The sequence below is a fragment of the Pseudomonas sp. NEEL19 genome, from assembly GCF_028751975.1.
Taxonomy (GTDB): domain Bacteria; phylum Pseudomonadota; class Gammaproteobacteria; order Pseudomonadales; family Pseudomonadaceae; genus Aquipseudomonas; species Aquipseudomonas juntendi.
The window spans coordinates 3,006,524-3,029,992 of sequence record NZ_CP081491.1; the positions used below are offsets into that span (position 1 = coordinate 3,006,524).

Here is a 23,469-nt window from a genome sequence, read left to right on the forward strand (position 1 = left end):
CGAGGCATTCGTGTCAAAAGGCATTGTTTCATCCGTCGTGGCGTCCTGCATGTTCGCCGTGATGTACTTCTATACCTCGTTGCTCAGGCCACTCGATGGCGAAGAGATATTCGGCTGGCGCACGCTGCTGACCCTGCCCTGCCTGACCTTGTTCATGCTGGTTTCGAAAGACTGGAAACGCGTCGGCCAATTGCTGGGGCGCGTGCGCCGCACGCCGGTGCTACTGCTCGGCATGCTCGGTACTTCGTGGCTGATGGGGGTGCAATTGTGGCTGTTCCTGTGGGCGCCCCTGCACGGGCGCAGCCTGGAAGTGTCGATGGGCTACTTCCTGCTGCCACTGGCCATGGTCCTGACCGGGCGGCTGGTGTACGGCGAGCGCCTGTCACGCCTGCAGGCAGTGGGCGTGGCCTGCGCCGCACTGGGTGTGGGCCACGAACTCTACCAGCATGGCAGTTTCGCCTGGGAAACCCTGGTGGTGGTGACCGGCTACCCCGTCTATTTCGTACTGCGCCGGCGCTGCGGCACCGACCACCTCGGTGGCCTATGGTGCGACATGTGCCTGCTGCTGCCCTGGGCGCTGTATTTCGTGATGCAGGGGCCGCTTTCCAGCGCTGACCTGCAGGCGCACCCAGGGTTGTATGCGCTGATTCCGCTGCTGGGGGCGATCAGCGCCTGCGCCCTGATCGCCTACGTGCTGGCCAGCCGCTTGTTGCCGTTCAGCCTGTTCGGCCTGCTCAGCTACGTCGAGCCCGTGCTGCTGGTGGGCGTGGCGTTGCTGCTGGGCGAAACCATCGGCCCAGACCAGTGGTTGACATACCTGCCGATCTGGGCCGCCGTACTGGTGCTGGTGCTCGAAGGCTTCAAGCACCTGCTGCGTCAGCGTCGCCGTTCGGTGTAAGGCGCACCTGCCTTACCCGCCGTTCTTCGATCGCCTCCACGGTCAGCGTCCAGCCATTCCAGCGCAACTGATCACCCACCATTGGCAGGCGGTCGAGCAGGCTCATCACCAGCCCGGCGAGGGTCTGATAGTCCTCGGTGGCCCGGGCGCTGAAGCCGGTACGCGCCTGCACCTGGCTGAGGTTCAAGGCACCACTGACCACGAAACCCTCACCTTCCTGCACGATGCCAGGGCCGTCAACCTCGCTGGCATCTGGCAATTCGCCAGCGATCGACTCCAGGATGTCGGTCATGGTCAGCAGGCCGGTGAAGTCACCGAACTCGTTGACCACGAAGGCAATGTGCGTGGACTGGCCGCGCATCTGCTCCAGGGCGTTGAGGATACTGAAGCTTTCCAGCAGGTTCAGCGGCACCCGGGCCATGCCTTCCAGGTCAGGCTGGTTACCCGACAGCACCTCCTTGAGCAGCTCTTTCTTGTGCACGAAGCCCAACGGCTCGTCGATTCGGCCGCCGCGTATCAGCGGCAGGCGCGAATACGGCGAGTTGGCCAAGGCCTGGGCAATGGCCTCGGGCGGCTGCGCCAGGTCAATCACATCGACCTCGGTACGTGCGGTCATCACCGTGCGAATCGGCCGCTCGGCCAGGTTCAGCACGCCGCTGATCATCACCCGCTCGCGACGGTCGAACAGCACCTGTTCTTCGCCACCCTCGACCAGGTCGGCGATTTCCTCGCCCACCTCGTCAGCTTCGACGCGGCGGCCGCCCAGCAGGCGCAGCACGGCATGCGCAGTGCGCTCACGCAGCGGCTTGTGCTGCTGCAGGCTGCGCTTGCGCCGGGCACGCGCCAGCTGGTTGAACAGCTCGATCAGGATCGAGAAGCCAATGGCCGCGTACAGATAGCCTTTGGGTATGTGGAAGCCCAGGCCTTCGGCGGTCAGGCTGAAACCGATCATCATCAGGAAGCCCAGGCACAGCATGATTACCGTGGGGTGGGCATTGACGAAGCGGGTCAGCGGCTTGCTGGCAACGATCATGATGCCGATCGAGAAAATCACCGCGATCATCATCACCGACAGGTGCTCGACCATACCCACCGCAGTGATCACGGCGTCCAGCGAGAACACCGCATCCAGCACCACGATTTGCGCGACGATTGGCCAGAACGCAGCATGACGCAAGGTGCCGCTGGCTTGGGTCACATGCCCTTCCAGGCGTTCATGCAACTCCATGGTGGCCTTGAACAGCAGGAACACACCACCGAACAGCATGATCAGGTCACGGCCAGAGAAGCTCTTGCCGAACACCTCGAACAGCGGTGCCGTGAGGGTGACCATCCAGGAAATGCTGGCCAGCAGGCCCAGACGCATGATCAGCGCCAGGCTCAGACCAATGACCCGGGCACGGTCGCGTTGATGCGGGGGCAGCTTGTCCGCCAGGATGGCGATGAACACCAGGTTGTCGATACCCAGCACCAGCTCGAGGACGATAAGCGTCAACAGGCCTAGCCAGGCCGTAGGATCGGCTAGCCATTCCATTAGCGGGTACTCACGAGGGCAGCGTCACGAGGACGGGGAAGGTTTGGCCAGGACGGCCACGAACTGGGGGGCTCCGCGAAGGTGCTCATATAGACCTTGATAACAATTAGGGAGAATGATGCTACAAGGACATCAGGATTGTCCGACAGCGTAAAACTATTACAAAACCTGTAACAGGCCGGCGGGCGGAATGAGGCCGGCCGCTGGGCGCGCATTTCAACGGGTCGCCTGGTGCGGGTACTTTTGTTCAATACACCCCACCCCGCGACCGGCCAGCATAGCCGCCTCACAACAAAATGGATCTCCTTCATGAGCTTGTCCCTCTCCATGGCCGCCTTCGCACTGGCGGCTTCCATCTCCCCTGGCCCGGTCAACATCGTCGCGCTCGGCAGCGGTGCCCGTCATGGCCTGCGGGCCAGCCTGGGCCATGTGACCGGCGCCACGCTGGGCTTCTGTGTGTTGCTGGTGCTGGTCGGCCTGGGCCTGCACCAACTGCTGGTGCGCTGGCCGGTGCTGGGCCTGCTGTTGCACTGGGGCGGTGTGGCGTTTCTGCTGTACATGGCATGGAAACTGGCCAGTGACAGCGGCGAGCTGGGCAGCACGCACCCCGAGCAGGCACCGTCGGCCTGGCACGGCGCCGCCATGCAGTGGCTCAACCCCAAGGCCTGGTTGGCTGCGGTGGCCGGGGTTGGCGCCTACACGAGCGGCGAGCAGCAGCTGCTGTGGCTGTTCACCTGGATCTACGGACCTATCTGTTTCATTTCGGTAGCCTGCTGGGCCTGGGCCGGCAGCATTATCCGCCAGTACCTGGGCAACCCGCGGCATATGCGCCTGCTCAACCGAGGGTTGGCCGTGCTGCTGGTCGGCAGTGCGCTTTACCTGGTGATCTGAAGCCGGCCCAGCCGCCCCCTTGGGCGGCAGACGCTGCCTAGGCAGGCGTGCACGCGCGGGCGCCAGCATTGCGGTAATGCCCCGGTGTTGCCGCCAGGTGCTGCTTGAAGGCGCGCTGCAAGTGCGCCTGGTCGGCGAAACCGGCTGCTTGTGCCACCTCGGCGATAGCCCGCCCTTGGCGCAGCTGCGCCCGCGCCAGTTGCACCCGCTGGTCGAGCAGATAGCCGTGGGGGGTCAGCCCGAAGTGTTGGCCAAACGCGCGGATCAGGTAGGAACGCGAAAGGCCACAGGCAGCACAGATATCCTCAAGCCGCAGTGCATCGCAGCGATGGGCACGGATGAACGCGGCTGCGGCCTCCAGCCGTGGGTTACGCACTTCGGCGGCCTGCGCACTGCCCTGCAGCAGGGCGGGCAATTCGCGGAACAGCGTGGCCAGGCGCGCCTCGCGGTCCGGCACACTGGCATCGAACAGCTCGGCAAAAGCCTGCAACAGCCGCTGGTACAGCACGGCAGAGGTGCTGAGTGTCTGCACCGGCAAGGTGAACCCCAGCGCCTGCAGCCACGGCCAGTCGACGAACAGCATCAGATAGGACCACGGCTCCCCTGCAATCGGGTTGCAGGTATGCACGACCCCAGGGTTCATCAGGACGGTAGTGCCCGCCGCAACCTCATGGCGCTGATCGCCATTGAGGTAAGTGCTACGCCCACCGGTGATCACCCCGATGGAAAAACTTTCGTGGGAGTGCGCGGCGTAGCACACCTGGCGCCCGTCACCAACCTTGCGGGCCTCGACAAAGGGTAGCGCAGGGTCGCGCCAGAACCGTGATACCTCGATCATTGCCATCCCCAGTTGCCGTGTGCCTGGATACTACACAGTTATTGCGGGAACAGGTCCAGGGTGCGTTCCACTTCACCGATATCGACCCTGAACCCGTCGCCCTCCGGCAGGCCGACCACGAAGCCGAAGTGCTGATGATCACGGTCGGTCAGGTACTTGTAGTAGCTGACGAAGCGGTTCGGCGGCTGCAGCGTCAGCAGGCAGCCGCCGGGCTGCAGCACATTCACGCCATGCACCAGTTGGCTGCCCTCCACGCCAATCACCACCTTGGCCCCGGCGCAGGCGGCGATGATGCTCGGCACATCCGACTTGAGCGGGTTGACGATGCGAAAACCCCGAGTAACCCGCAGGTGCTCGGCAAGCGCCAGTTCGTTGCGCAACAGGCGCAGGTCACCATCACCGCCGCGCAGCAGGAACACACCCGGGTGCGGTGCATGGGCGACATGCGCCAACAGCTTGTCGCCCATGGCACGGTAGCGGGCATGCCGGCTGCGGTTGTTGCTCTGATCGTCGAACAGCACCAGCTCCCGGAAAAACGCGCTGCGCAGGCGCAGCGGCTGCATGTCCAACCAGTCTTCGTAGGCCGGCGCCTGGGTGAACAAGGGGTACCTGGCCGACGGTGCCGTAGTCACCGGCACGCCCTCGTTGCAGGCCAGCGCATACGTGGGGCAATCCTCCATCAGCCAGGTGCCGAACCACGAGTTGCCATTCTGCGTGCAGTAGATGGCAGCGCGGTCGATTTCATGGTCCACCACAATGCGCGGGAAAGTGTTCGGCTTCTGCGACAACCAGTGGCTGGCCTTACCCTTGTACAACGCCCCGTCGACCAGCCACACATCCTTGATCAGGTAGCCACGGGTCGGCCCTTGCAGCGCACTGATGCCACCCTCCATGGTGCGCGCCGGGTGCACGTAGGGGTAGAACCGCTTGCCTTCCCATCCGGTGACCCGCTCCAACTGCCCCGGCAGGTAAATGGCCGGTGGCGACACCGTGGTCTCGCCCGGGGCGATGTCCCAACTTTTGCTGGCAAGGCTCTTGACGTCGATTGGCGGGGTTCTGCCCAACCGTTTGCGGGCGATGTAACGGTAGGCAGCCAGGGTCCAGCTGCGTGGCGCAGCGGCCGGCGAAGCATTGAACTGCGAGATGTCGCTTGTCATGAAGCGTCCCCCTTGATGGCGAGGTTCAGCGCATGGCGCAATATGATGACTCAACGCATCCGTGCGCCCCTTCAACTGCACATGACGCGCTGCATGATGGGGGGTGACTGCTGGTTGGCGTAGCGGTTGCGCAGGGCTTGCACGAAAGTTTCGCCAGTGGCGTTGTCGCCGTAGAGGTAGATCTTGTGCAGGCCGCCGAACACCATCTCATGGTAACGGCTGGCAACTTCGTCATCGCTGGGGCCTGCTGGCAGGCCCAGGTGCAGGGTCAGTTTGTCGCCTTCCATTGCAAACATGGGCGTGTCCCACAGAAACTTCGCCGTACCGGTCTTTGGCAGCCGCACGAACAGGTAAGCATGGTTGCCCAACGAATCGATGTCGCCCCCACGCCGCCGCTTCCACTTCAGCAAGCCGTCGTCCGGGCGCGCCAGGCACAGGCCGATGTCGTAATAATCGAAGCCGTGTTCCAGCGCCCATTCCAGGGCCATGAAGGTGGTGATCGAGTTCACTTCGCGCAACTTCCTGGCGTCTGAAAACACCGCTTCGCAATAGCCGAAGCGCAGGGTGCTCCAGTAACGCTTGCCATCACGCACCACCTCGCAGCCGAGGTGGCAGCCGATAACCTCATCGCCGCAGGTAATCAGGTCGAGCCGCCCGACACTCTGGGCAATGCGGAACACATCGTCGGTGGGAAACTGCGCCGCATGGATGCCCTGCCTGGCAGTCGCGTACGGCCGCAACAGCTCACGGTCGGCCATGGCAATTTCGTCATCGGCAAGTGCCTGACGCATCTGGTAAAGCGGGCGGTTCTTGCGAATGCTGCGCCGCAGTTCACTGTCGTAGCGCGCGGTGATGTCTTCCAGGGGGCGCCCCAGTGGCACCACGGCGCTCAGATAGTGCGGCACCGACAGCGCGCCGGTAGTGGGCATTTCGCTGATCAGCACCACATGGTCGGCAGGTGCGCTGGCACTGGCGCTTTCCACGATCGCCGCACTGCCCTGCCCCTTGCCGCCAATCAGCAGCTTGGCCATTTCCCGTTGGTGCTTGCGGCCGATGTAAAGGATCTCGTAAGGGCTTTCCTGTTGCAGCCGAAACCTGGCAACTTCCCAGCGCCACAAACAGGCGCGCGCCATTACCTCACGCACTTGGCTACCCAACTGTCTGATTTCGTAACGGGTGGAGGGCGATATGAATTTTCGCGCCGCTGCGGTCAAGGTCGCTTTCATTTCTTCTTCCACGTCCTTTGAAGTGCCAGGGTGTATCGGAACAAGACAGATAAACAGCGGAAAAACACCTAACCCATTGATATTCAAAAGTTAGGCCGCACATTAACTTCACATTCAGTAACAATTTAAGGTGGGCGAAATCACTTTGGCAAGTGGCACTTGGCTGGTATTTGTCTGAATTATTCTGGCGTCAAATTTCCTCCCGCCACTGCGTTTAATTGCAACAGATTGCTATAAGCGTGCCGACATCACGATAACCGGTTACCACTTCGCTATCGATAACTGGCGTTTGATGCCTTCTTTGCATAAAGAGGTGCATCATCATGATAGGCAACAATCCACACCACGCCCTGCTCGCGGCACAACTGCCGCATTGGGCACGCCGTGCCAACCCCGGGCAATGGGGCGCTTTACAGGCCAGTCAACATGCCCCGTGGCAGTTGCAGGACTGGTTCGACAATGCCGCACCCGCCCTGCGCGAGGCGGTTTGCGCCAGCCAGAACCAGTTGCTGCATGCGCAAGCGGCGTTGGCAAAGGCGCTTAAAGGGCTCAAGCAGATCAGTGAGTTTGCCGAGCCACTGCTAAAAGGCCGCCTGGCAGAACATGGGCTGGACACGCCCTTGCTCGATACCCAACTACTGCGGGTCGAGCATGACTGGCATTGGCTGGGGCTGCGTCATCTTTACAGCCATCGTCGCGATAGCCTGCTGCAGGCTGCGCTGCAGAACTTCGCCGATGATGAAACCTTCACACCCGAAAGTGCCATTGCCCTGGGTAGTGATATACAGGTGTTTGCAGTTGAAGTACCCGGCACAGTACCGATTGGCATGCAAGCGCCCGCAGCACACTTCACCCTGCGGTCCGAGCGCTACCTGGTGAAGCGCCTGCCGCTGGCACCCCAGGCATTCGCGGCGCTGTGCCGGGAGCTGGACCTGGGCGGCGCCTACCAGACCCATCTGGACCAGCAGCTGGCCCGGCCCGAAACCCGGGCACTGGCTGTGCGCGCGCAGCAAGCGCGCTTGCGCCTGGCCGCCGACCTGGCCTACCTGCGGCACCTGCTGGACGGGGCCTCACGGGACGAAATCCAGCGGCTGCTGCAAGGGCACCCCGTGCAATGTTGGCAGCTGGCGCTGTTCGGCATCACCCTGCACGAGGTCATGCTGATCGATGCCGGCGCGCACGGGCTGGTGCTGCATATGCCGGGCCACGAACCGGCCCTGCACCCGTGCAGTGACCTGGCGGCGGTGCACGCCACACTGGCAACCCTGCTGGTGGAACCCGCTGAACGCCAGGCATTCGCCGCCTATATCCAGCAGGATGAACAGGCGCACTTCTTCGACATGCTGCAGCAGAACCTGGATGCGGCCGGCAACACCGCCTTCGACCGCCCATGGCCACGCGCAGCGCAGGCTGACCTGCGCCTGACCCGCCAGGCGATCACGAGCGAACCGTTCGGCTACTGCCATGACCAGTATCTGCTGCGCCTCAAGCATGAAGCCAGCTTGCTTGCGGTGCCCACCGCAGCAGCGGACGCCAGCGCCAGGGCCAGGCGGCTCGAAGCATGGGAAAACCTGGGCTGGGACGCGCTCAATGCCGCCGCATTCTTCGTGCCCGGTGTCGGCACCTTGATGCTGGCGGTGACCGCCTGCCAGCTGCTGGGTGAAGCGGTGGAAGGCTACGAGGACTGGCAAGCAGGCGACCGCCAACTGGCCCTGCGACACCTCGAAGCGATTGGCCTCAACCTGGCCCTGCTCGGTGGCTTCGTGGCGGCGGGCCAGGCGGTGCCCAAACTGTTCGACAGCCCCTTGATGGACAGCTTGCAGGAGGTGCGCAGCAATGATGGGCGCTACCGGCTGTGGAACCAGGACCTGGCACCTTACCGCAGTGACGTGCAACTGCCGGCCGACGTGCATGCCAATGCCCAGGGCCAGTACCTGCATGAGGGGCGCCTGTTCATCCGGATGGACCGCCACCTCTACGAACAACGCTTCGATGACGCCCGGCAACAATGGCGCATCGTTCATCCGCAAGCAGCCGAAGCCTGGCAGCCGCCACTGGAGCACAACACCCAAGGCGCCTGGCGCGGCGAACACGAGCAACCCGGTGATTGGGCGCTGGAGACAAGCGTACGCCGCCTGGGCGAGGCCTACGCCGCCTTTACCCCAGAGCAGGTCGAACAAGCCGGCCGCATCTGCGGCATCGACAGCGAGCAGCTGCGCCAGGTGCATGTCGAAGGGCTGCCACCGCCCCCGCTGCTGCTCGACACCCTGCAACGCCTGAATGCGCAAGCCGCGGTGCAGGCCCTTGGCGACAGCGCACCGCCTGGGCTTTTCCAGCATCTTTACGAGGGTAATAGCGCGGTAGCGCCGGCGGTGCAGCAGTTGCTCGACACCTACCCACGGCTAACGTCCACCCTGGCCCGGCGCATGCTGATGCGCTTGAACGCCGCCGACACCGCTACCTGGCAAGCGCATGGCAAGCTCCCTGCGTGGTTTGGGATGCAGCTGCGACAGCTGGACAGTGAATTGCCGCTGGTGCGTGCCCTCGAGGGTGTGGTGCAACCGGCGTTTGCCAACGACGAAAGCGAACGGTTGTTGTTCAGTGCACTCGACGCTCTGCCAGGCTGGCCCCGCGACCTGAGCCTGCAACTGCGCGCAGCCAGCCCTCAAGGGCCGCTGCTGGCACGGGTTGGCAGTGAACACGCCGGCAGGCAAAGCCGGGTCATCAAGTCGGCCGAAGGCTACGAAGCTGACCTGGGTCAGCGGCCTGCCCCGGCAAAACGGGATCGGGACCTTTGCCGTGCGGTGGCGCAGGCGCTGCCAGCGCATGCCCGGCAATCCCTGGGCACGGCTGCCGACGGCAATGCCTTACGCGAGCACCTGCTAGGCTGGGTTGCCGAGCACCGGCAGACCCTGCCACAGCGCCTGTGGGGGCCGCGGGCCGTGCGGCCCAGGCCAACGGGTGGCTTGCGCGGCGGTCGCCCGCTGACGCCGCTTGCGGCTGAGCCCCGGCAAACCGGTTCGGTAGAAGGCGCTTATCGGCGGATCTACCCCAATGCCAGCGATGCCGAAATCCAGGCCTGGCTGGGCCATGACGAGGACGAGCCACTCGCCGACGACCTGAGCTCGACCACCCAACGCCTGCGCGATCTGCACCAGCGCCTGCAAGACCTGCGCGGCGACCTGCAACGCTGGGTGCAGGCAGACCCTGCGCGCGCAGCGCAGCGCCAGCCCGCGGTACGCCCATTGGTCAACGCCTGGCGGCGCCTTTCAACCCTGCCTTTTGCCGCCACGGGGCGCATGTACAGCCTGGAGCTTTCCGGCCTGGGACTGAACGACGAGGACCTGGCAAGCCTGGCGCTGCCGGATGATTTCGCTCATATCGAGCATCTTTCGCTCAGCCAGAACAGTGAGTTGAGCCACCTGCCGGCAACGCTTGCGCAGCGCTTCCCCAACCTCAGGCGCCTGATGCTGTCGGATTGCCGCTTCGACCGTGTACCGCGCCTGCCCCAGCCGTGGCAATTGCACTGGCTGGACCTGGACAGCAACCGCATTACCTGGGATGCCAGCGCCCAGCGAACACTGGACCGCTACACGCGGCTGGTGCAACTGGACCTGTCGGACAACCCGCTGATCAGCGCACCGGACCTGCGCAATCTTGCGCAACTGAAAACCTTGTTCCTGTCCGGTTGCAGCCTCGTCGAACTGCCGCAAGGCCTGGACCAGATCAGCGAACCGTTCGTGCTGGACCTGGCTTCCAACCAGTTCCAGCACCTGCCTGCAAACTTCGCGGTCACCCGGCCTGTCGCCGATGCCTTGCGCCTTGAAAGCGAGTGGCTGGGCGCGCCCGTGCGGGCTCAGATCGACGCCTACAACGCCGCGCACCAGGTCGACCTGCTGGTCAGCGAAAGCGACTACCTGGATTTCTTCGACGAAACAGGCCCCGACGAAGCGGCGCTGTGGCAGCGCCTGCCGCTGCCGTACCGCCGTGACCTCAGAGCCTTGCTGGACATGGAGCCATTCCAGTCTCAACCGCAGCATGCACGCGTGGAGTTCTGGCGACGGCTGGCCGTGCTCGACGCCGATCCGGCGCTGCGCCAGCAAGGCCTGATGCGCCCGGCCCAGGCACTGTTCACCCTGGCGCTCTGAGCAATCCGCAGCGCCTGGTCGAACAACCAGGCGCTGCGCTCACGGGTGTACCACACTGGTGTTTTTCCCGGCGCCGGTGCATGCTCAGTGCTGAAGCGATTCACCTGGCTTGAAATCCGCCCTGTAACGTGAGGTGCAGTAACCATGGACCGTCTGCTCGATTCACTCTTCCCCACCGCTGATAGCATCCCGGAAACCTGGCGCCTGGGGGGCCCACTGGAACAACGCGAATACCTGGTCAACGGGCAACTGCGACGCTGGGAAGGCCCGCTGGCCACGGTGCGCAGCCCCGTGTGGCTCAAGCAGGGTGACGAGGAACAGCAGGTCATACTGGGCAGCGCACCCTTGCTCGATGCCGATACCGCCCTCACCGCCCTCGATGCCGCCGTGCAGGCCTACGACAAGGGCCGTGGCGCCTGGCCGAACATGCGGGTGGCCGAGCGTATCCAGCACGTGGAGACCTTCCTCGCCCGTATGCGCGAACAGCGCCAGGCGGTGGTCAAGTTGCTGATGTGGGAGATCGGCAAGAACCTCAAGGACTCGGAAAAGGAATTCGACCGTACCTGCGACTACATCGTCGATACCATCAACGCCCTCAAAGACCTCGACCGCCGCTCCAGCCGCTTCGAACTGGAACAAGGCACGCTGGGCCAGATCCGCCGGGCCCCGCTTGGCGTGGCGCTGTGCATGGGGCCCTACAACTACCCGCTGAACGAAACCTTCACCACGCTGATCCCGGCGCTGATCATGGGTAACACCGTGGTGTTCAAACCGGCCAAGTTCGGCGTGCTGCTGATCCGCCCGCTGCTCGAAGCGTTCCGCGACAGCTTCCCGCCTGGGGTGATCAACGTCATCTACGGGCGCGGCCGCGAAACGGTCAGCGCCCTGATGGCCAGTGGCAAGGTCGACGTGTTCGCCTTCATCGGCACGCACAAGGCTGCCAGCGACCTGAAAAAACTGCACCCACGCCCGCACCGCCTGCGCGCGGCCCTGGGCCTGGATGCCAAGAACCCGGGCATCGTGCTGCCGCAGGTCGACCTCGACAACGCGGTCGAAGAAGCGGTGACCGGTGCGCTGTCCTTCAACGGCCAGCGCTGCACGGCACTGAAGATCCTGTTTGTGCACGAGGACGTGGTCGAGGCCTTCCTCGACAAGTTCCAGCGCAAGCTGGCCGCGCTCAAGCCCGGCATGCCGTGGGAACCTGGGGTGGCCCTGACACCTCTGCCCGAACCCGGCAAGGTCGACTACCTCGATGGCCTGGTCGCCGATGCCAGGGCCAAGGGCGCCCAGGTACTCAACGAAGGCGGCGGCCGCAGCCGCGGCTCGTTCTTCGTCCCGGCGCTGTTGTACCCGGTCAACCACAGCATGCGGGTGTACCACGAGGAACAGTTCGGCCCGCTGGTACCGGTGGTACCCTACCGCGACCTGCAAACGGTGATCGACTATGTGCTGGACTCTGACTACGGCCAGCAACTGAGCCTGTTCGGCAACGACCCGCAGACCATCGGCAGCCTGGTCGATATATTCGCCAACCAGGTCGGGCGCATCAACATCAACGCGCAATGCCAGCGTGGCCCTGACACCTACCCGTTCAACGGCCGCAAGAACAGCGCCGAAGGCACGTTGTCGGTGGATGATGCCTTGCGGGTATTCTCGATCCGTACCTTGGTCGCCACACGCTTCCAGGACGCCAACAAGGAACTGATCAGCGACATCATTCGCAATCGCCAGTCCAGCTTCCTGACCACGGACTACATCTTCTGACCGCTCGCTTTTGCGCCTGCATGACCGATTCCAGGCAACAGGGCACCGCACCGGTGCCCATTGCCCAGGAGCATCGACATGGCAGCTCAAACCAAGACTGAGCGCCGACGAAATCCGCGCCCGCCCCAGGAACATGTTCGGCGGTAACCGAGCGGCCAGTTGAAAGCGGCAGCGCTTTGCTTGAAGCTTGAGGCTCGTAGCTTGGAGCTGCTTCATGCGAATCATCGACAAAACCGCGACCCAGGTGCGCAGCCTGACCCCCGCCGAAGAAGAGCTGCTGGTCGGCTTTGCCACCGGCACCCTGGGCGGCCCGCGCCTGTTGCAGGCCAACCAGCTGCTGATGAAGGTGCGCAATGCCAACCAGTGGCTGGCCTGCGATTGCCGCAACGATGCCTTGCCGGTGCTGAATGTCACGCTCAATGGCAACACCGGCACGCTGTTCCTGAAGAACAACCCGGGGACCGCCGAGCATACGGCCGGTTGCCCCTTCAGCAAAGACGAGCGCGAAGCCGCCGAGCGCGAAAACGACCCCGCGCCACCCGCCGCCTGGCTGCCACCCGACACGCCCCTGCGGCTGATTGGTGATTTCCGTGCCGGCGGCGCTGGCGACGGTGGCGAAAGCAGCGAGCGACGCGCACAGCAGCGCCTTCTGGCGCTGTTGCTGACCTGGATCGAGACCAGTGGCCTGAACCTGTATGCCACGCACCTGAAGAAGGACCTGACCGGGCAGTTTGCCGAACTGCGCAGCGTGGCAAGCCGCTACCCGCTGCTGGAGCGGGTGCCGGCCAGCAACTACCTGGAAACCCGCCTGGACATGAAGCACATGATGATGCTCAAGGCGCGGTTGCGCGAAGCCAAGGTGTTCGGCAACCACCGCCGGCACGGCCTGTTGCTTGACTGCGTCGATCAGATCAAGGGTCGCAAGCTGTTCAACAACCGCAACGAAGACGGGTTCGACTTCCAGGGGCATCACTTGTACTGGGGCGGCAGCCGCACCAGCGGACCGCTGCTGGCACTGATGCTGTACTCGCCGACCAGTGCCGGCAGCCACTACTACGAGCTGATCCATGTGGCCAGCGTACCCGTGCTGTCCCGCGCCCACCTGTTCCCCGTGTACCGCGACGAGGAGCGCGAGCCGCTCAAGGCGTTGGTGTCGCTGGTCGACTGGATGGCCAGCAAGGGTGTGAAAGTGCAGATGCGCCGGCCGGTGATCGGCGGCGCGCTGGCAGACGAGTTGGTGATGACCTCGGATCAGGACCGGGTATTGTCGATATCGCTCCTGGAGCAACCGCTGGGCCCCGAGCCGGACGCGGAGAACTTCAAGCGCTACGCCGATTTCAAGAGCCCGGAAACCTTCCGCAAGTTCGTTGCCGGGTTCTTCATGCGCGAACGCTGAACATCGCCTGTTGTTCGCACCCATTGGCGCCATGGGCCAGCCTGCACTAGCGTTGTGCTACCAGCCAGGCAAAACGTTCATGCGGAGCCCCAACCCATCATGCCGGACCTGCGCCCGAACCCGACGCTGTGCCTGCAGTACCGTGCCGAGCAGCCTATTCACCAAGCCTTCCTGCAACAGGCTGAGCGTTGTCCCGAAGCCCCTGCAATCATCACCGCGCACAGGCTTTGCACATACGCCCAGCTGGCGCAGATCAGCCAAGGTATCGCTGCGTATTTGCTGGAAAAAACCGTCAATAGCGACGACCGTGTGCTGATTGTTGCCGAGCGGGGCGCGGCACTGGTCTACGCCATGCTTGGCTGCCTGCGCGCCGGGCGGGCGTTCAGCGTGGCCGATGCGGCCTACCCTGCCGCCCGCCTGCAACAGCTCGCCAGCAGCTTGGCACCTCGGGTAGTCCTGCGCTGTGGCCAGGCACACGTCGAAGCAGCAGACGCCTGTGTGGTAACTGTGCCCCAGGACCCGGTCGAGGCACTGCATGCCTTTGACCGGCCAACGGCGCAACTGCCCGCGGTCAGCGCAGGGCAACCGGCCTACATCACCTTCACCTCGGGCAGCACCGGCGAGCCCAAGGCGATCGTTACCCATCACGCGCCGCTGGTGCACTTCATCGACTGGCATGTGCACCAGCACGGGCTGACCCAGGCCGACACGTTCTCGCTACTGTCCGGCCTCGGCCACGACCCGGTTTACCGCGATGTATTCACGCCACTGTCGCTGGGCGCCAGCATTGCCTGCCCGGCCCAGGCCAGCCTTACCGACCCTGCACAGCTGGCCAGCTGGATTGCGTTGCACCGCGTCAGCGTCATTCACCTCACCCCACCGCTGGGCAAGCTGATCGAGACCGGCGCGCAGCTGCAGGGCCAGCTGTTCAGGCAACTGCGTTACCTGTTCTGGGGCGGCGATGCACTCAGCCCGGCGCTGTACCAGCAAATGCGTGCCGTGGCGCCGAATGCCGTCAACGTAAATTTCTATGGCACCACCGAAACCCCGCAAGCCATGGCGTACCACACGCTCGACCCGACCGCGGAACAGGCCCGGGTGCCCCTGGGCAAAGGCATCGCCGATGCGCAACTGCTGGTCGTGAACGCGGCCGGGCAACTGGTGGGCGAAGGTGAAACCGGCGAAATCCTGATCCGCAGCCCCTATCTGTCCCTTGGCTATTGGGGCGACCCGGCGCTGACCGAAGCCAGGTTCATCACCAACCCGTTCACCGGGCTGGCCAGCGACCGCTGCTACCGCACTGGCGACCTGGGCACTTACCTGGCCGATGGCAGTGCCTGTTTCCTCGGCCGGGCTGACGGCCAGGTGAAAGTGCGGGGGCACCGCGTGGAACTGGCGGAGATAGAAAACACCATCAGCCGCCTGCCTGCCGTCCGGCAGTGCGTAGTACTGGCCAACCATGACCACCCATTGCCCCGCCTGATTGCCTACTGCGTGTTGCATCAGCCCGGCAGCGCCGACGACCTGCGCCTGGCTATCGCCCGCCAATTGCCGGACTACATGGTGCCGGCACTGTTCATCTTCGTGCAGGCCATACCGCTCACCCCGAACGGCAAGGTCGACAAACGCGCCCTGCCCGCCCCGGTTCAAGAGCCGACCAGCCAACCGTCGTCAGCGCTGGCCGAGAAGCTGTGCAGCGAGTGGGCACGAATACTGCGGGTGCCGCGCCTGGACCCACGCTTGAGCTTTGTCGAGCTGGGCGGTGACTCGCTTTCATTCGTACAGGCCTCGAGGGTGCTCGAGCGGTTGATCGGCCACCTGCCAGACCGTTGGGAAAGCCTGCCGGTCAACCGGCTGGCCGAGCTCAGCGCACCGCATGAAGGCGGGTGGCGGGTCATGGAAATGCCGGTGTTCGTGCGTATGCTCGCCATCATCCTGATCGTGGTCGGCCACCTCAGCGGCATGACCCCTTGGCCGATCGTGGGCGAAACGTCGGTACTGTTCCTGGTCTCTGGCATCAGCCTGGCGCGTTTCCAGCTCAAGGCCATTGAAACCCGGGGGGATGCACGCACACTGCTGCCGTCCCTGGCCGCCATCGTGGTGCCGACCGTGCTGTATACCGCGCTGCTGCAACTGGTGTTCGACCGGGTGCACTGGCAATCGCTGCTGTTGGTGTCCAACTGGTTTGCGACCGGCGAGGTTGGCCTGTTCAACTACTGGTATATCGAAGTGCTGGTGCAGATGATCGTGATCATTGGCCTGGTGCTGTCGAGCAAGCGGGTACGCCAGGCCGTCAACGCCGCCCCGTTCCGCTGGCTGATCCTGGCTGCCTGTACGCTGGTAGCGGTGGATGTGTTACTCGACCGTTGGGTGTTCGACGCCAGTGGCCTGCTGCACCGGGTGCCGCAACACTTCCTGGCGGTGATGGTGCTGGGCATGGCCGTGCACCATGCCGATACCCCCGCCCGCAAAGCGGTGGCCAGCGCGGTAGCGGTGCTGGTGGTCGCAGAACTGGACCTGATGGCGGTGGCCGGTATTGGCTGGCAGGCCGTCACCCACTATGTCGATATTGCCTTGCCGGCGATGCTGGCGCTGATCTGGCTGCGCGCAGTCCCCGTACCGGCCTGGCTGGCACGTGCGGGTGCGGTGATTGCTTCGGCCACCCTGTTCATCTACCTGACGCACTTCCAGTTCCAGTCGGTGGCGGACCGTATCGCCACATACCTGCTGTTCGAGGTTGCCTTGGCCATCGCCGGGGGCGTGGCCGTGAGTGTCGCGTGGAATACCAGCACGCGCTGGCTGCTCAGCCGCTGGCGCGCTGGCAGAAAAGCGCACGGGGATGATGACGGGGTGCAGCGCGTGACCTAGCCCGCCAGTTCAGCCAGGACTTCAGCCGACGTGGTGACCTGGCGGAAGTGGTGCTGCCATAGCTCGATGCCAAGCTTGCCGGAACGGTCCAGCGAGGAGCCGACCGTCATGTCGGTGACCAGGGTGGGCATCAGCCCGGCATCGAACAGGGCAAACCCGGCGGCCAGCACACAGGTTTCGGTTTGCAGGCCACACACCAGCACGCGCTCCACGCCCATTTGCCGAATGTACGCGATCGCTTCGGCGCTTTGCCCGTAACCATGCTTGACGAACACCTGGTCAGCCTCCACCAGGCTTTCGTCCTCTGCCGCCGGGTGCCAGCCAAGCTGGCGCGCAAATGGCGTGACCCGCTCGTCGTGCAGTTCGACCGAGGCTACGGTAGGAATATTGGCTGACAACCGACGCAGCCCATCGACCAGCCACTCTGGCGGGCTGAAGGTGGACTGGACATCGACGATTAACAACACCTGGCGCATGGGCGAATTCCGGCACGGGCAAAAGCGCGCAGTATAACGCGCCTGCAATGCTGCGGTGGCTGCCCACGCCTGGCTGGCGCTCAGGCACGGCCAAACTGCCCTGTAAAGGCTTGCCCCCCGGTCACATCCGGCGCTGTTTCAGCTATGATCGGGCATCCCGCCGAGGACGCCGTGAACCATGCCCGTAGACCTGCACGCGTTGTACCCCAGGCTGATCCACCTGATGCTCGACACGGTCTTCGTGGTCGACCGGGACAACCAGATCATCTTTGTCAGCGATGCCTGCGAAGCGCTGCTGGGCTACCGGGCATGCGAGCTGGTCGGTACCGCAATTACCGACTACATGCACCCCGAAGACCTGGCAACCACTCGCGCTTCGATCCTGCGGGTCATGAATGGCCAACCGCATTACGACTTCCACAACCGTTACATCCGCAAGGACGGTGGCGTGGTGCATATACTCTGGGCGGCCTGCTGGTCAGAGGAGGCCCAGGCCCGCATCGGCGTGGCGCGTGACATTACCACCCAGCACCAGGCCGAAGCCGAGCTGCGCTTTCTGGCGCACCACGACCCGCTGACCCGGCTGGCCAACCGGGCGATGTTCAACCAACGGCTGGACGCCGCCCTGGCCAGCGCCCGGCGCCATGACCGCCCATTGGCATTGCTGTTTATCGATATCAACGATTTCAAGCAGATCAACGATAACCACGGCCACAGCGTGGGCGACCGGGTACTGTGCACACTGGCGCGGCGCCTGGAAAGCTGCGTAGCGGGCAGCGCGACGGTGGCGCGGATGGGCGGTGACGAGTTCACCGTACTGTTGCCCGATTGCCCGTCAGCCGAGGTCGTGGCCGCACAGGTGCAGCATATCCTGGCCGTCATGGCCGAACCGCTGGATGCCGAGTTGGCCGGGCTCCAGGCGCCTTCCTGCAGCATTGGCATCGCGCGCTTCCCCGAAGACGGCACCGATGCCGACATGCTGCTGCGCCATGCTGACGGCCACATGTACCGGGTCAAACGGCAACGCACCGCGGCAGGCTGAACACAGATGAACAGGCGCGACCCTGAACACGCTTTGCTCGACAGCTGGCAGCACAATGCCCAGGCCTGGATTGACGCAGTACGCAGCGGCGCCATCGAGCGCCGCCGCGAGGTGACTGACGCCCAGGCTCCAGGCCACCGCGTAGTCAGAGCACTGGCTTGCGCACCGCGCCGCTCCGGGCTTTGGCCATGGCCGCCAGGCGCACCGCGACGTTAGCCGCACCGTAGCCGCTATAACCCCCCTTGCGCTGGATGATCTCGAAGAAAAAGCGCTCTTCGAATGGCTCGGTGTACACATGGAACAGCTCGCCACCCTGGGCGTCGCGGTCATAGAGCACGTTGTAGTAAGCCAACTCGCTGAGGAACTCGTCGTCGAAATCGAAGCGCGCCGCCAAGTCGTCATAGTAGTTCAGCGGAATTTCCAGCAACGGCACACCGGCCAGCTTGGCGCGCGCCACTTCGCTGAAGATGTCGTCGCAATCGAAGGCAATATGGTGCACCCCGGAACCGCGGTAGCTGGACAGCGCATGGGCAATGGCGGTGTTGCGGTTTTCCGAAATGTTCAACGGCAGGCGCAAGGTGCCGCACTGGCTGCGCAGGGCGCGGCTCTTGACCAGGCCGTACGGGTCGGGCAGCACCACCTCGTCGTCGGCGGCGAAATCGAACAGGCTTTTGTAGAACAACACCCAGCTGTCCAGCGACTCGGCTGGCAGCGCCAGGGCCATGTGGTCGATGCGGCGCAGGCCACCGGTGGCGGTCACGCTAGGGTCCAGGCTGAAGTCGGTGTCATACAGGGTATGCCCGGCGGTGCCCTGCTCTACCAGGTACAACAGGCTGCCATCGGGTGCGCGTACCGCCGGCACCTCGCACTCGTTGGGGCCGACCAGGCCGCGGAACGGCTGGCCACGATAGGCAGTGGCACGCTTGAGCGCAGCCTGCTGGTCCTTGACCCGCAGCGCGGTGGCGCACAATGACGGGCCATGGGCTTCGAAGAAGTTGTGGCCAAAGGAGTAAGGCTCTGCGTTGAGCACGATGTTGATATCGCCCTGGCGCAGCAGTTGCACTTCCTTGCTGCGGTGCTTGCCCGCTTCGGCGAAGCCCAGCCGCTTCAGCCAACTGCCCAGGCGCGCGCCAACGGCCTCATCGACCGCAAATTCCAGGAACTCGACGCCGTCATAACGACTGGCCGCGGGCGGGGTGAACAGTACGCCAGGCTCGATCGGGGTATTTTCCTGTTCCAGGCGCAGCCGGGTTTGCTCTTCCAGGTACAACAACGAGCGCAGGCCGTCGGCGGCGTTCTGCCGGGTGGGCGCTGCACGGAAGCCGTCATTGAAGATTTCCAGCGACAGCGGGCCACGGTAGCCGGTGGCCAGGATCGGCGCGAGGAAGCCGGCCATGTCCATTTCGCCTTGCCCCGGGAAGCAGCGGAAGTGGCGGCTCCACTCCAGCACGTCCATCGCCAGGATCGGTGCGTCAGCCATCTGTACGAAGAAAATCTTGTCGCCAGGGATGTCGCGGATCGCGCGCGGGTCGCCCTTCAGCGACAAGGTATGGAAACTGTCGAGGATTACCCCGAGGGCCGGGTGGTCGGCCTGGCGCACCAGGTTCCAGACCTGCTGGTAGGTGTTGACGTGGCGGCCCCAGGCCAGCGCTTCGTAACCGATACGCAGGCCACGCTTGCCAGCATGTTCGGCAAGCAGCCGCAGGTCGTCGACCAGCACCTGTTCATCGCCCAGGGCATCGGCCTGGACGTTGCTGCACACCAGCACCAGGTCAGTACCCAGCTCCTGCATCAGGTCGAACTTGCGCTCGGCGCGGTCCAGGTTTTTCTGCAGGCGGTCGCGGCGGCAGCCTTCGAAATCACGAAACGGCTGGAACAAGGTAATGGCAATACCCAGGTCGGCGCACATCTGCCGCACCTGGCGGGGGCTGCCGGCATAGTAGAGCAGGTCATTTTCGAAGATCTCGACGCCGTCGAAACCGGCGGCGGCGATGGCTTCGAGCTTTTCCGGCAGGGTGCCGCTCAAGGACACGGTAGCGATCGAACGCTGCATGGCGGGAGTTCCTTGTTGTTTGGAAGGTATACAGTGCCAGACAGGCAGAAAGACCTGTCACAGTTTATGGCACGATCGATTATTCGCAGGTAGAGTCGCTGCTTCAATCTCTTTGTACGGAATGGTTAGTTTTGCGTTCGATTATCGCACAAAACCCGTTTTAGCGAATTGCCAGTCAACTGCCCCGTGGTCAACATGATCCACAGACGCAGGCACACCGACCGCTGCCTCCTGCCTTGGCAAACACCCCTGGCGGAACCTGCGCAAACAACAATAACAACGGAGACAACGATGGCTCACTCCAGCTCGCAAGCAAAAAAAGCGACCGCCAGTGGATGGATAGGCTCGGCACTCGAGTACTACGACTTTTTCATCTATGCCCAGGCCGCTGCACTGATTTTCCCGCAGATCTTCTTCCCCAATACCGACCCGAAAATGGCCATCATCGCTTCGCTGGCCACCTATGGCGTGGGTTACCTGGCGCGCCCGGTGGGCGCCTTCGTGCTGGGCCACTGGGGTGATACCCGTGGCCGCAAGAACGTGTTGCTGCTGTGCATGTTCCTGATGGGCCTGTCGACCATGGCCGTGGGCCTGCTGCCTACCTACCACGACATCGGCTTCCTGGCACCGGCCTTGCTGGTGGTGCTGCGCCTGATCCAGGGCTTCGCCGTGGCCGGGGAAATCTCCGGCGCCAGTTCGATGATCATGGAGCACGCGCCCTTCGGCCGAAGGGGCTACTACGCCAGCTTCACCCTGCAGGGTGTACAGGCGGGCCAGGTCATGGCAGCGGCGGTCTTCCTGCCACTGGCGTACTTCATGCCCAGCGAGGCCTTCAATGACTGGGGCTGGCGCATTCCCTTCCTGATGAGCGCAATCGTGCTGATCGCCGGTTTCATCATCCGCAAGGAAGTGCATGAAACCCCGGCATTCGTGAAGGAAGAGAAACAGGACAAAGTGGCCAAGTCGCCGATCAGCGAAGCGTTCCGCCACAGCTGGAAGCACATGGTGCTGGTGATGTTCATGGCCCTGATGAACGTGATTCCGGTAGTCGCCACCATCTTCGGTGCGGCCTACGCGGTGCAGCCGGCCTATGGCATCGGCTTCGACAAGAGCGTTTACCTGTGGATCCCCGTGGTCGGCAACATCGTCGCGGTGCTGGTGATTCCGTTCGTCGGCAACCTGTCGGACAAGATCGGCCGCCGCCCGACCATGATTGCCGGCTGCCTGGGCTCGGGCCTGCTGGCGTTCGTCTACCTGTATGCGATCAGCATTCAGAACGTGCCACTGGCATTCATCACCTCGATCGTCATGTGGGGCATGGTCTACCAGGGTTACAACGCGGTATTCCCAAGCTTCTACCCTGAGTTGTTCCAAACCCGCTACCGCGTTTCGGCCATGGCCATTGCGCAGAACATCGGCACCATGCTGACTGCCATGTTGCCGGCGCTGTTCGCCCTGGTTGCGCCACCCGGCTCGGACAACATCCCGCTGGTGGTCGGTGGGCTGGCGTTCTTCATCACTTGCGTGTGTGCCCTGGCGGCCTACATTGCCCCGGAAACCCATCGCCTGGCGATGGAAGACCTGGGTAACCCGCAGGCCAAGCCGATGGAAAAGGAAGCCTATGAAGCCAGCCGCAAAGGCAGCGTCCAGGCGGTAAGCCACTGACAGGCGCGGGGCCGCAAAGCGGCCCCAGCCATTTCAGCCCTGAACCACGCCCTGCAAGCGCGCCCACAGCCGCTCCACATCGCCCCGCTCGGTCGGCAAGGCGCCGATCGACACCCGTACCATCCAGCGGCCATCCAGCGTCGCCGGGGTCACGTAGGCATCACCGCTGGCGTTGAGCCGCTGCGCCCAAGCCTGGGTGTACGTGTCCAACGCCTCGCCCTCCAGCCCCTGCGGCCGATGACGAATGCACAAGGTCTGCAACTGCACGGGCGCCAACAGCTCCCAACCTTGCGCAGCGCTGACCTGCCCTGCCAGCCAGCGGGCATTGTCCAGGTCGCGTCGCAGCCGCGCCTGCAACGCTTCCACGCCCTCGCTGCGCAACATGAACCACAGTTTCAACGCACGGAACCGGCGCCCCAGCGGGATGCCCCAGTCGCGCAGGTTCTTCACCTCGCCATCCACTGCCGACTGCAGGTAGCTGGGGTTGGTGCTCATCACTCGGATCAGGTGCTGCGGGTCACGCACGTAATAGATCGAGCAATCGAACGCCACGCCCAGCCACTTGTGCGCGTTGACCACCACCGAGTCGGCCAGCTCGATGCCGTCCCACATCCAGCGGCATTCCGGCAGGATCATCGCCGAACCGGCCATGGCCGAGTCGACGTGCAGCCACAGGCCGTGGGCCTGGGCAATTTCGCCGATCGGGCGCAGCGGGTCCACGGCTGTGGTGGTGGTGGTGCCGGTGGTGGCCACGACGGCGCAGGGCTGGTTGCCGGCAGCCAGGTCCTGCTCGATGGCTGCCTGCAAGGCCTGCGGGCGCAGCGCGTAGTGTTCGTCGGTGGGGATCAGGCGAATGTTGTCACGCCCGAAACCGGCCAGCAGCGCGGCCTTGTCCACCGAGCTGTGGGCGTGGGCACTGACATACACGATCAATGGCTTGGCTTCGGCCTGCAGGCCACCCCGCACCAAAGCGTAACCGGTGGCGCGTTCGCGCGCGCTGATCAACGCCACCAGGGTGCTGGTCGAGGCGGTGTCCTGGATGACCCCGCTCCATTGGCCGGACAAACCCAGCAACTGGCGCAGCCAGTCGAGGGTGGTTTCTTCCAGTTCGCTCAGGGCCGGGCTGGACTGCCATGACAGGCCCAGCACACCCAGGCCGGTACTGAGGAAGTCACCCAGTACCGAGGACAAGGTGCCATTGGAGGGGAAGTAGCCATAGAAGTCAGGGTGCTGCCAGTGGGACAGGCCAGGCATGAGCAGTGCGTTGACGTCGTCGAGAATGGCCTCGAAGGGTTCACCTTGCTGGGGGGCTTGCCCTGGCAAGGCGGCCTTGAGGTAACCGGGTTCGACCTGGGCCATGACCGGGCGCTCGCCCACGGTCTGGCGGTAGTCGGCGATCAGGTCGATCAGCTGGTGGCCGTATTGGCGGAATTGTTCGGGGGTCACGCGGGCTCTCCTTTGGGTCATCCGTAGCCTGTTATGGCCCTATCGCAGGCAAGCCAGCGCCCACAGA

The 23,469-nt window shown here is 64.0% G+C and carries 15 protein-coding genes and 1 pseudogene; 9 read left to right on the forward strand and 7 right to left on the reverse strand.

The features are described from left to right. Positions 1 to 10: 10 nt before the first annotated feature. Positions 11 to 898: an EamA family transporter RarD gene (rarD, locus tag K4A76_RS13395; protein WP_274410455.1), complete on the forward strand. Its 888-nt coding sequence runs from the start codon at positions 11 to 13 to the stop codon at positions 896 to 898. Here rarD and K4A76_RS13400 read toward each other — a convergent pair. Further along, positions 861 to 2,432, reverse strand: a complete 1,572-nt coding sequence (locus K4A76_RS13400; RefSeq protein WP_054903822.1) for a TerC family protein — start codon at positions 2,430 to 2,432, stop codon at positions 861 to 863. The genes rarD and K4A76_RS13400 overlap by 38 nt on opposite strands. Before the next feature lie 309 nt (positions 2,433 to 2,741). Here K4A76_RS13400 and K4A76_RS13405 point away from each other — a divergent pair, with 309 nt between their 5' ends. Continuing rightward, positions 2,742 to 3,323, forward strand: coding sequence for a LysE family translocator (locus K4A76_RS13405; protein ID WP_274410456.1), 582 nt, complete (start codon positions 2,742 to 2,744; stop codon positions 3,321 to 3,323). 37 nt (positions 3,324 to 3,360) lie between these two features. Here K4A76_RS13405 and K4A76_RS13410 read toward each other — a convergent pair whose 3' ends face one another. The 3 genes from K4A76_RS13410 to K4A76_RS13420 all read right to left on the reverse strand — a co-directional run bounded on the left by K4A76_RS13410 (position 3,361) and on the right by K4A76_RS13420 (position 6,544). Further along, complete coding sequence (locus tag K4A76_RS13410; protein ID WP_235768808.1) at positions 3,361 to 4,161, reverse strand: AraC family transcriptional regulator; 801 nt, start codon at positions 4,159 to 4,161, stop codon at positions 3,361 to 3,363. Positions 4,162 to 4,199: 38 nt separating this feature from the next. After that, the gene (locus K4A76_RS13415; protein ID WP_274410457.1) at positions 4,200 to 5,318 is read right to left on the reverse strand and encodes a glycosyltransferase 61 family protein; all 1,119 of its coding nucleotides are present in this window, start codon (positions 5,316 to 5,318) and stop codon (positions 4,200 to 4,202) included. A 71-nt stretch (positions 5,319 to 5,389) separates the two neighbouring features. Next, on the reverse strand, positions 5,390 to 6,544 hold the full coding sequence (locus K4A76_RS13420) for a hypothetical protein (RefSeq protein ID WP_054912774.1): 1,155 nt from the start codon (positions 6,542 to 6,544) through the stop codon (positions 5,390 to 5,392). 323 nt (positions 6,545 to 6,867) lie between these two features. Between K4A76_RS13420 and K4A76_RS13425 the strand changes: the two genes are divergently transcribed. From K4A76_RS13425 to K4A76_RS13440, 4 genes are all read left to right on the forward strand, one after another. Further along, on the forward strand, positions 6,868 to 10,692 hold the full coding sequence (locus K4A76_RS13425; RefSeq protein WP_274410458.1) for a dermonecrotic toxin domain-containing protein: 3,825 nt from the start codon (positions 6,868 to 6,870) through the stop codon (positions 10,690 to 10,692). Between the two features lie 144 nt (positions 10,693 to 10,836). Continuing rightward, the gene (locus K4A76_RS13430; RefSeq protein ID WP_274410459.1) at positions 10,837 to 12,456 is read left to right on the forward strand and encodes an NADP-dependent glyceraldehyde-3-phosphate dehydrogenase; all 1,620 of its coding nucleotides are present in this window, start codon (positions 10,837 to 10,839) and stop codon (positions 12,454 to 12,456) included. A gap of 214 nt (positions 12,457 to 12,670) precedes the next feature. After that, complete coding sequence (locus K4A76_RS13435; RefSeq protein ID WP_274410460.1) at positions 12,671 to 13,852, forward strand: hypothetical protein; 1,182 nt, start codon at positions 12,671 to 12,673, stop codon at positions 13,850 to 13,852. Positions 13,853 to 13,951: 99 nt separating this feature from the next. Then, the gene (locus tag K4A76_RS13440; protein WP_274410461.1) at positions 13,952 to 16,720 is read left to right on the forward strand and encodes an amino acid adenylation domain-containing protein; all 2,769 of its coding nucleotides are present in this window, start codon (positions 13,952 to 13,954) and stop codon (positions 16,718 to 16,720) included. On the opposite strand, the gene K4A76_RS13445 is transcribed toward K4A76_RS13440, so the two are convergent. Then, a complete protein-coding gene (locus K4A76_RS13445; RefSeq protein ID WP_009685570.1) occupies positions 16,717 to 17,196 on the reverse strand; it encodes an isochorismatase family protein in 480 nt (159 codons plus the stop codon). The two genes, K4A76_RS13440 and K4A76_RS13445, sit on opposite strands and share 4 nt — an antisense overlap. Before the next feature lie 178 nt (positions 17,197 to 17,374). Between K4A76_RS13445 and K4A76_RS13450 the strand changes: the two genes are divergently transcribed. Together K4A76_RS13450 and K4A76_RS13455 are read left to right on the forward strand one after the other, a co-directional pair. Further along, positions 17,375 to 18,238, forward strand: coding sequence for a sensor domain-containing diguanylate cyclase (locus K4A76_RS13450; protein ID WP_274410462.1), 864 nt, complete (start codon positions 17,375 to 17,377; stop codon positions 18,236 to 18,238). A gap of 6 nt (positions 18,239 to 18,244) precedes the next feature. Further along, positions 18,245 to 18,358: pseudogene (locus K4A76_RS13455) on the forward strand (class I SAM-dependent methyltransferase); the annotation flags it as partial. Positions 18,359 to 18,383: 25 nt separating this feature from the next. Here K4A76_RS13455 and quiC read toward each other — a convergent pair. After that, positions 18,384 to 20,291, reverse strand: coding sequence for a 3-dehydroshikimate dehydratase QuiC (gene quiC, locus K4A76_RS13460; RefSeq protein ID WP_274410463.1), 1,908 nt, complete (start codon positions 20,289 to 20,291; stop codon positions 18,384 to 18,386). 291 nt (positions 20,292 to 20,582) lie between these two features. Between quiC and K4A76_RS13465 the strand changes: the two genes are divergently transcribed. Next, positions 20,583 to 21,956, forward strand: a complete 1,374-nt coding sequence (locus K4A76_RS13465; RefSeq protein ID WP_029885538.1) for an MFS transporter — start codon at positions 20,583 to 20,585, stop codon at positions 21,954 to 21,956. Positions 21,957 to 21,989: 33 nt separating this feature from the next. On the opposite strand, the gene K4A76_RS13470 is transcribed toward K4A76_RS13465, so the two are convergent. Then, on the reverse strand, positions 21,990 to 23,402 hold the full coding sequence (locus K4A76_RS13470; protein ID WP_110677255.1) for a DOPA decarboxylase: 1,413 nt from the start codon (positions 23,400 to 23,402) through the stop codon (positions 21,990 to 21,992). Positions 23,403 to 23,469 lie beyond the last annotated feature (67 nt).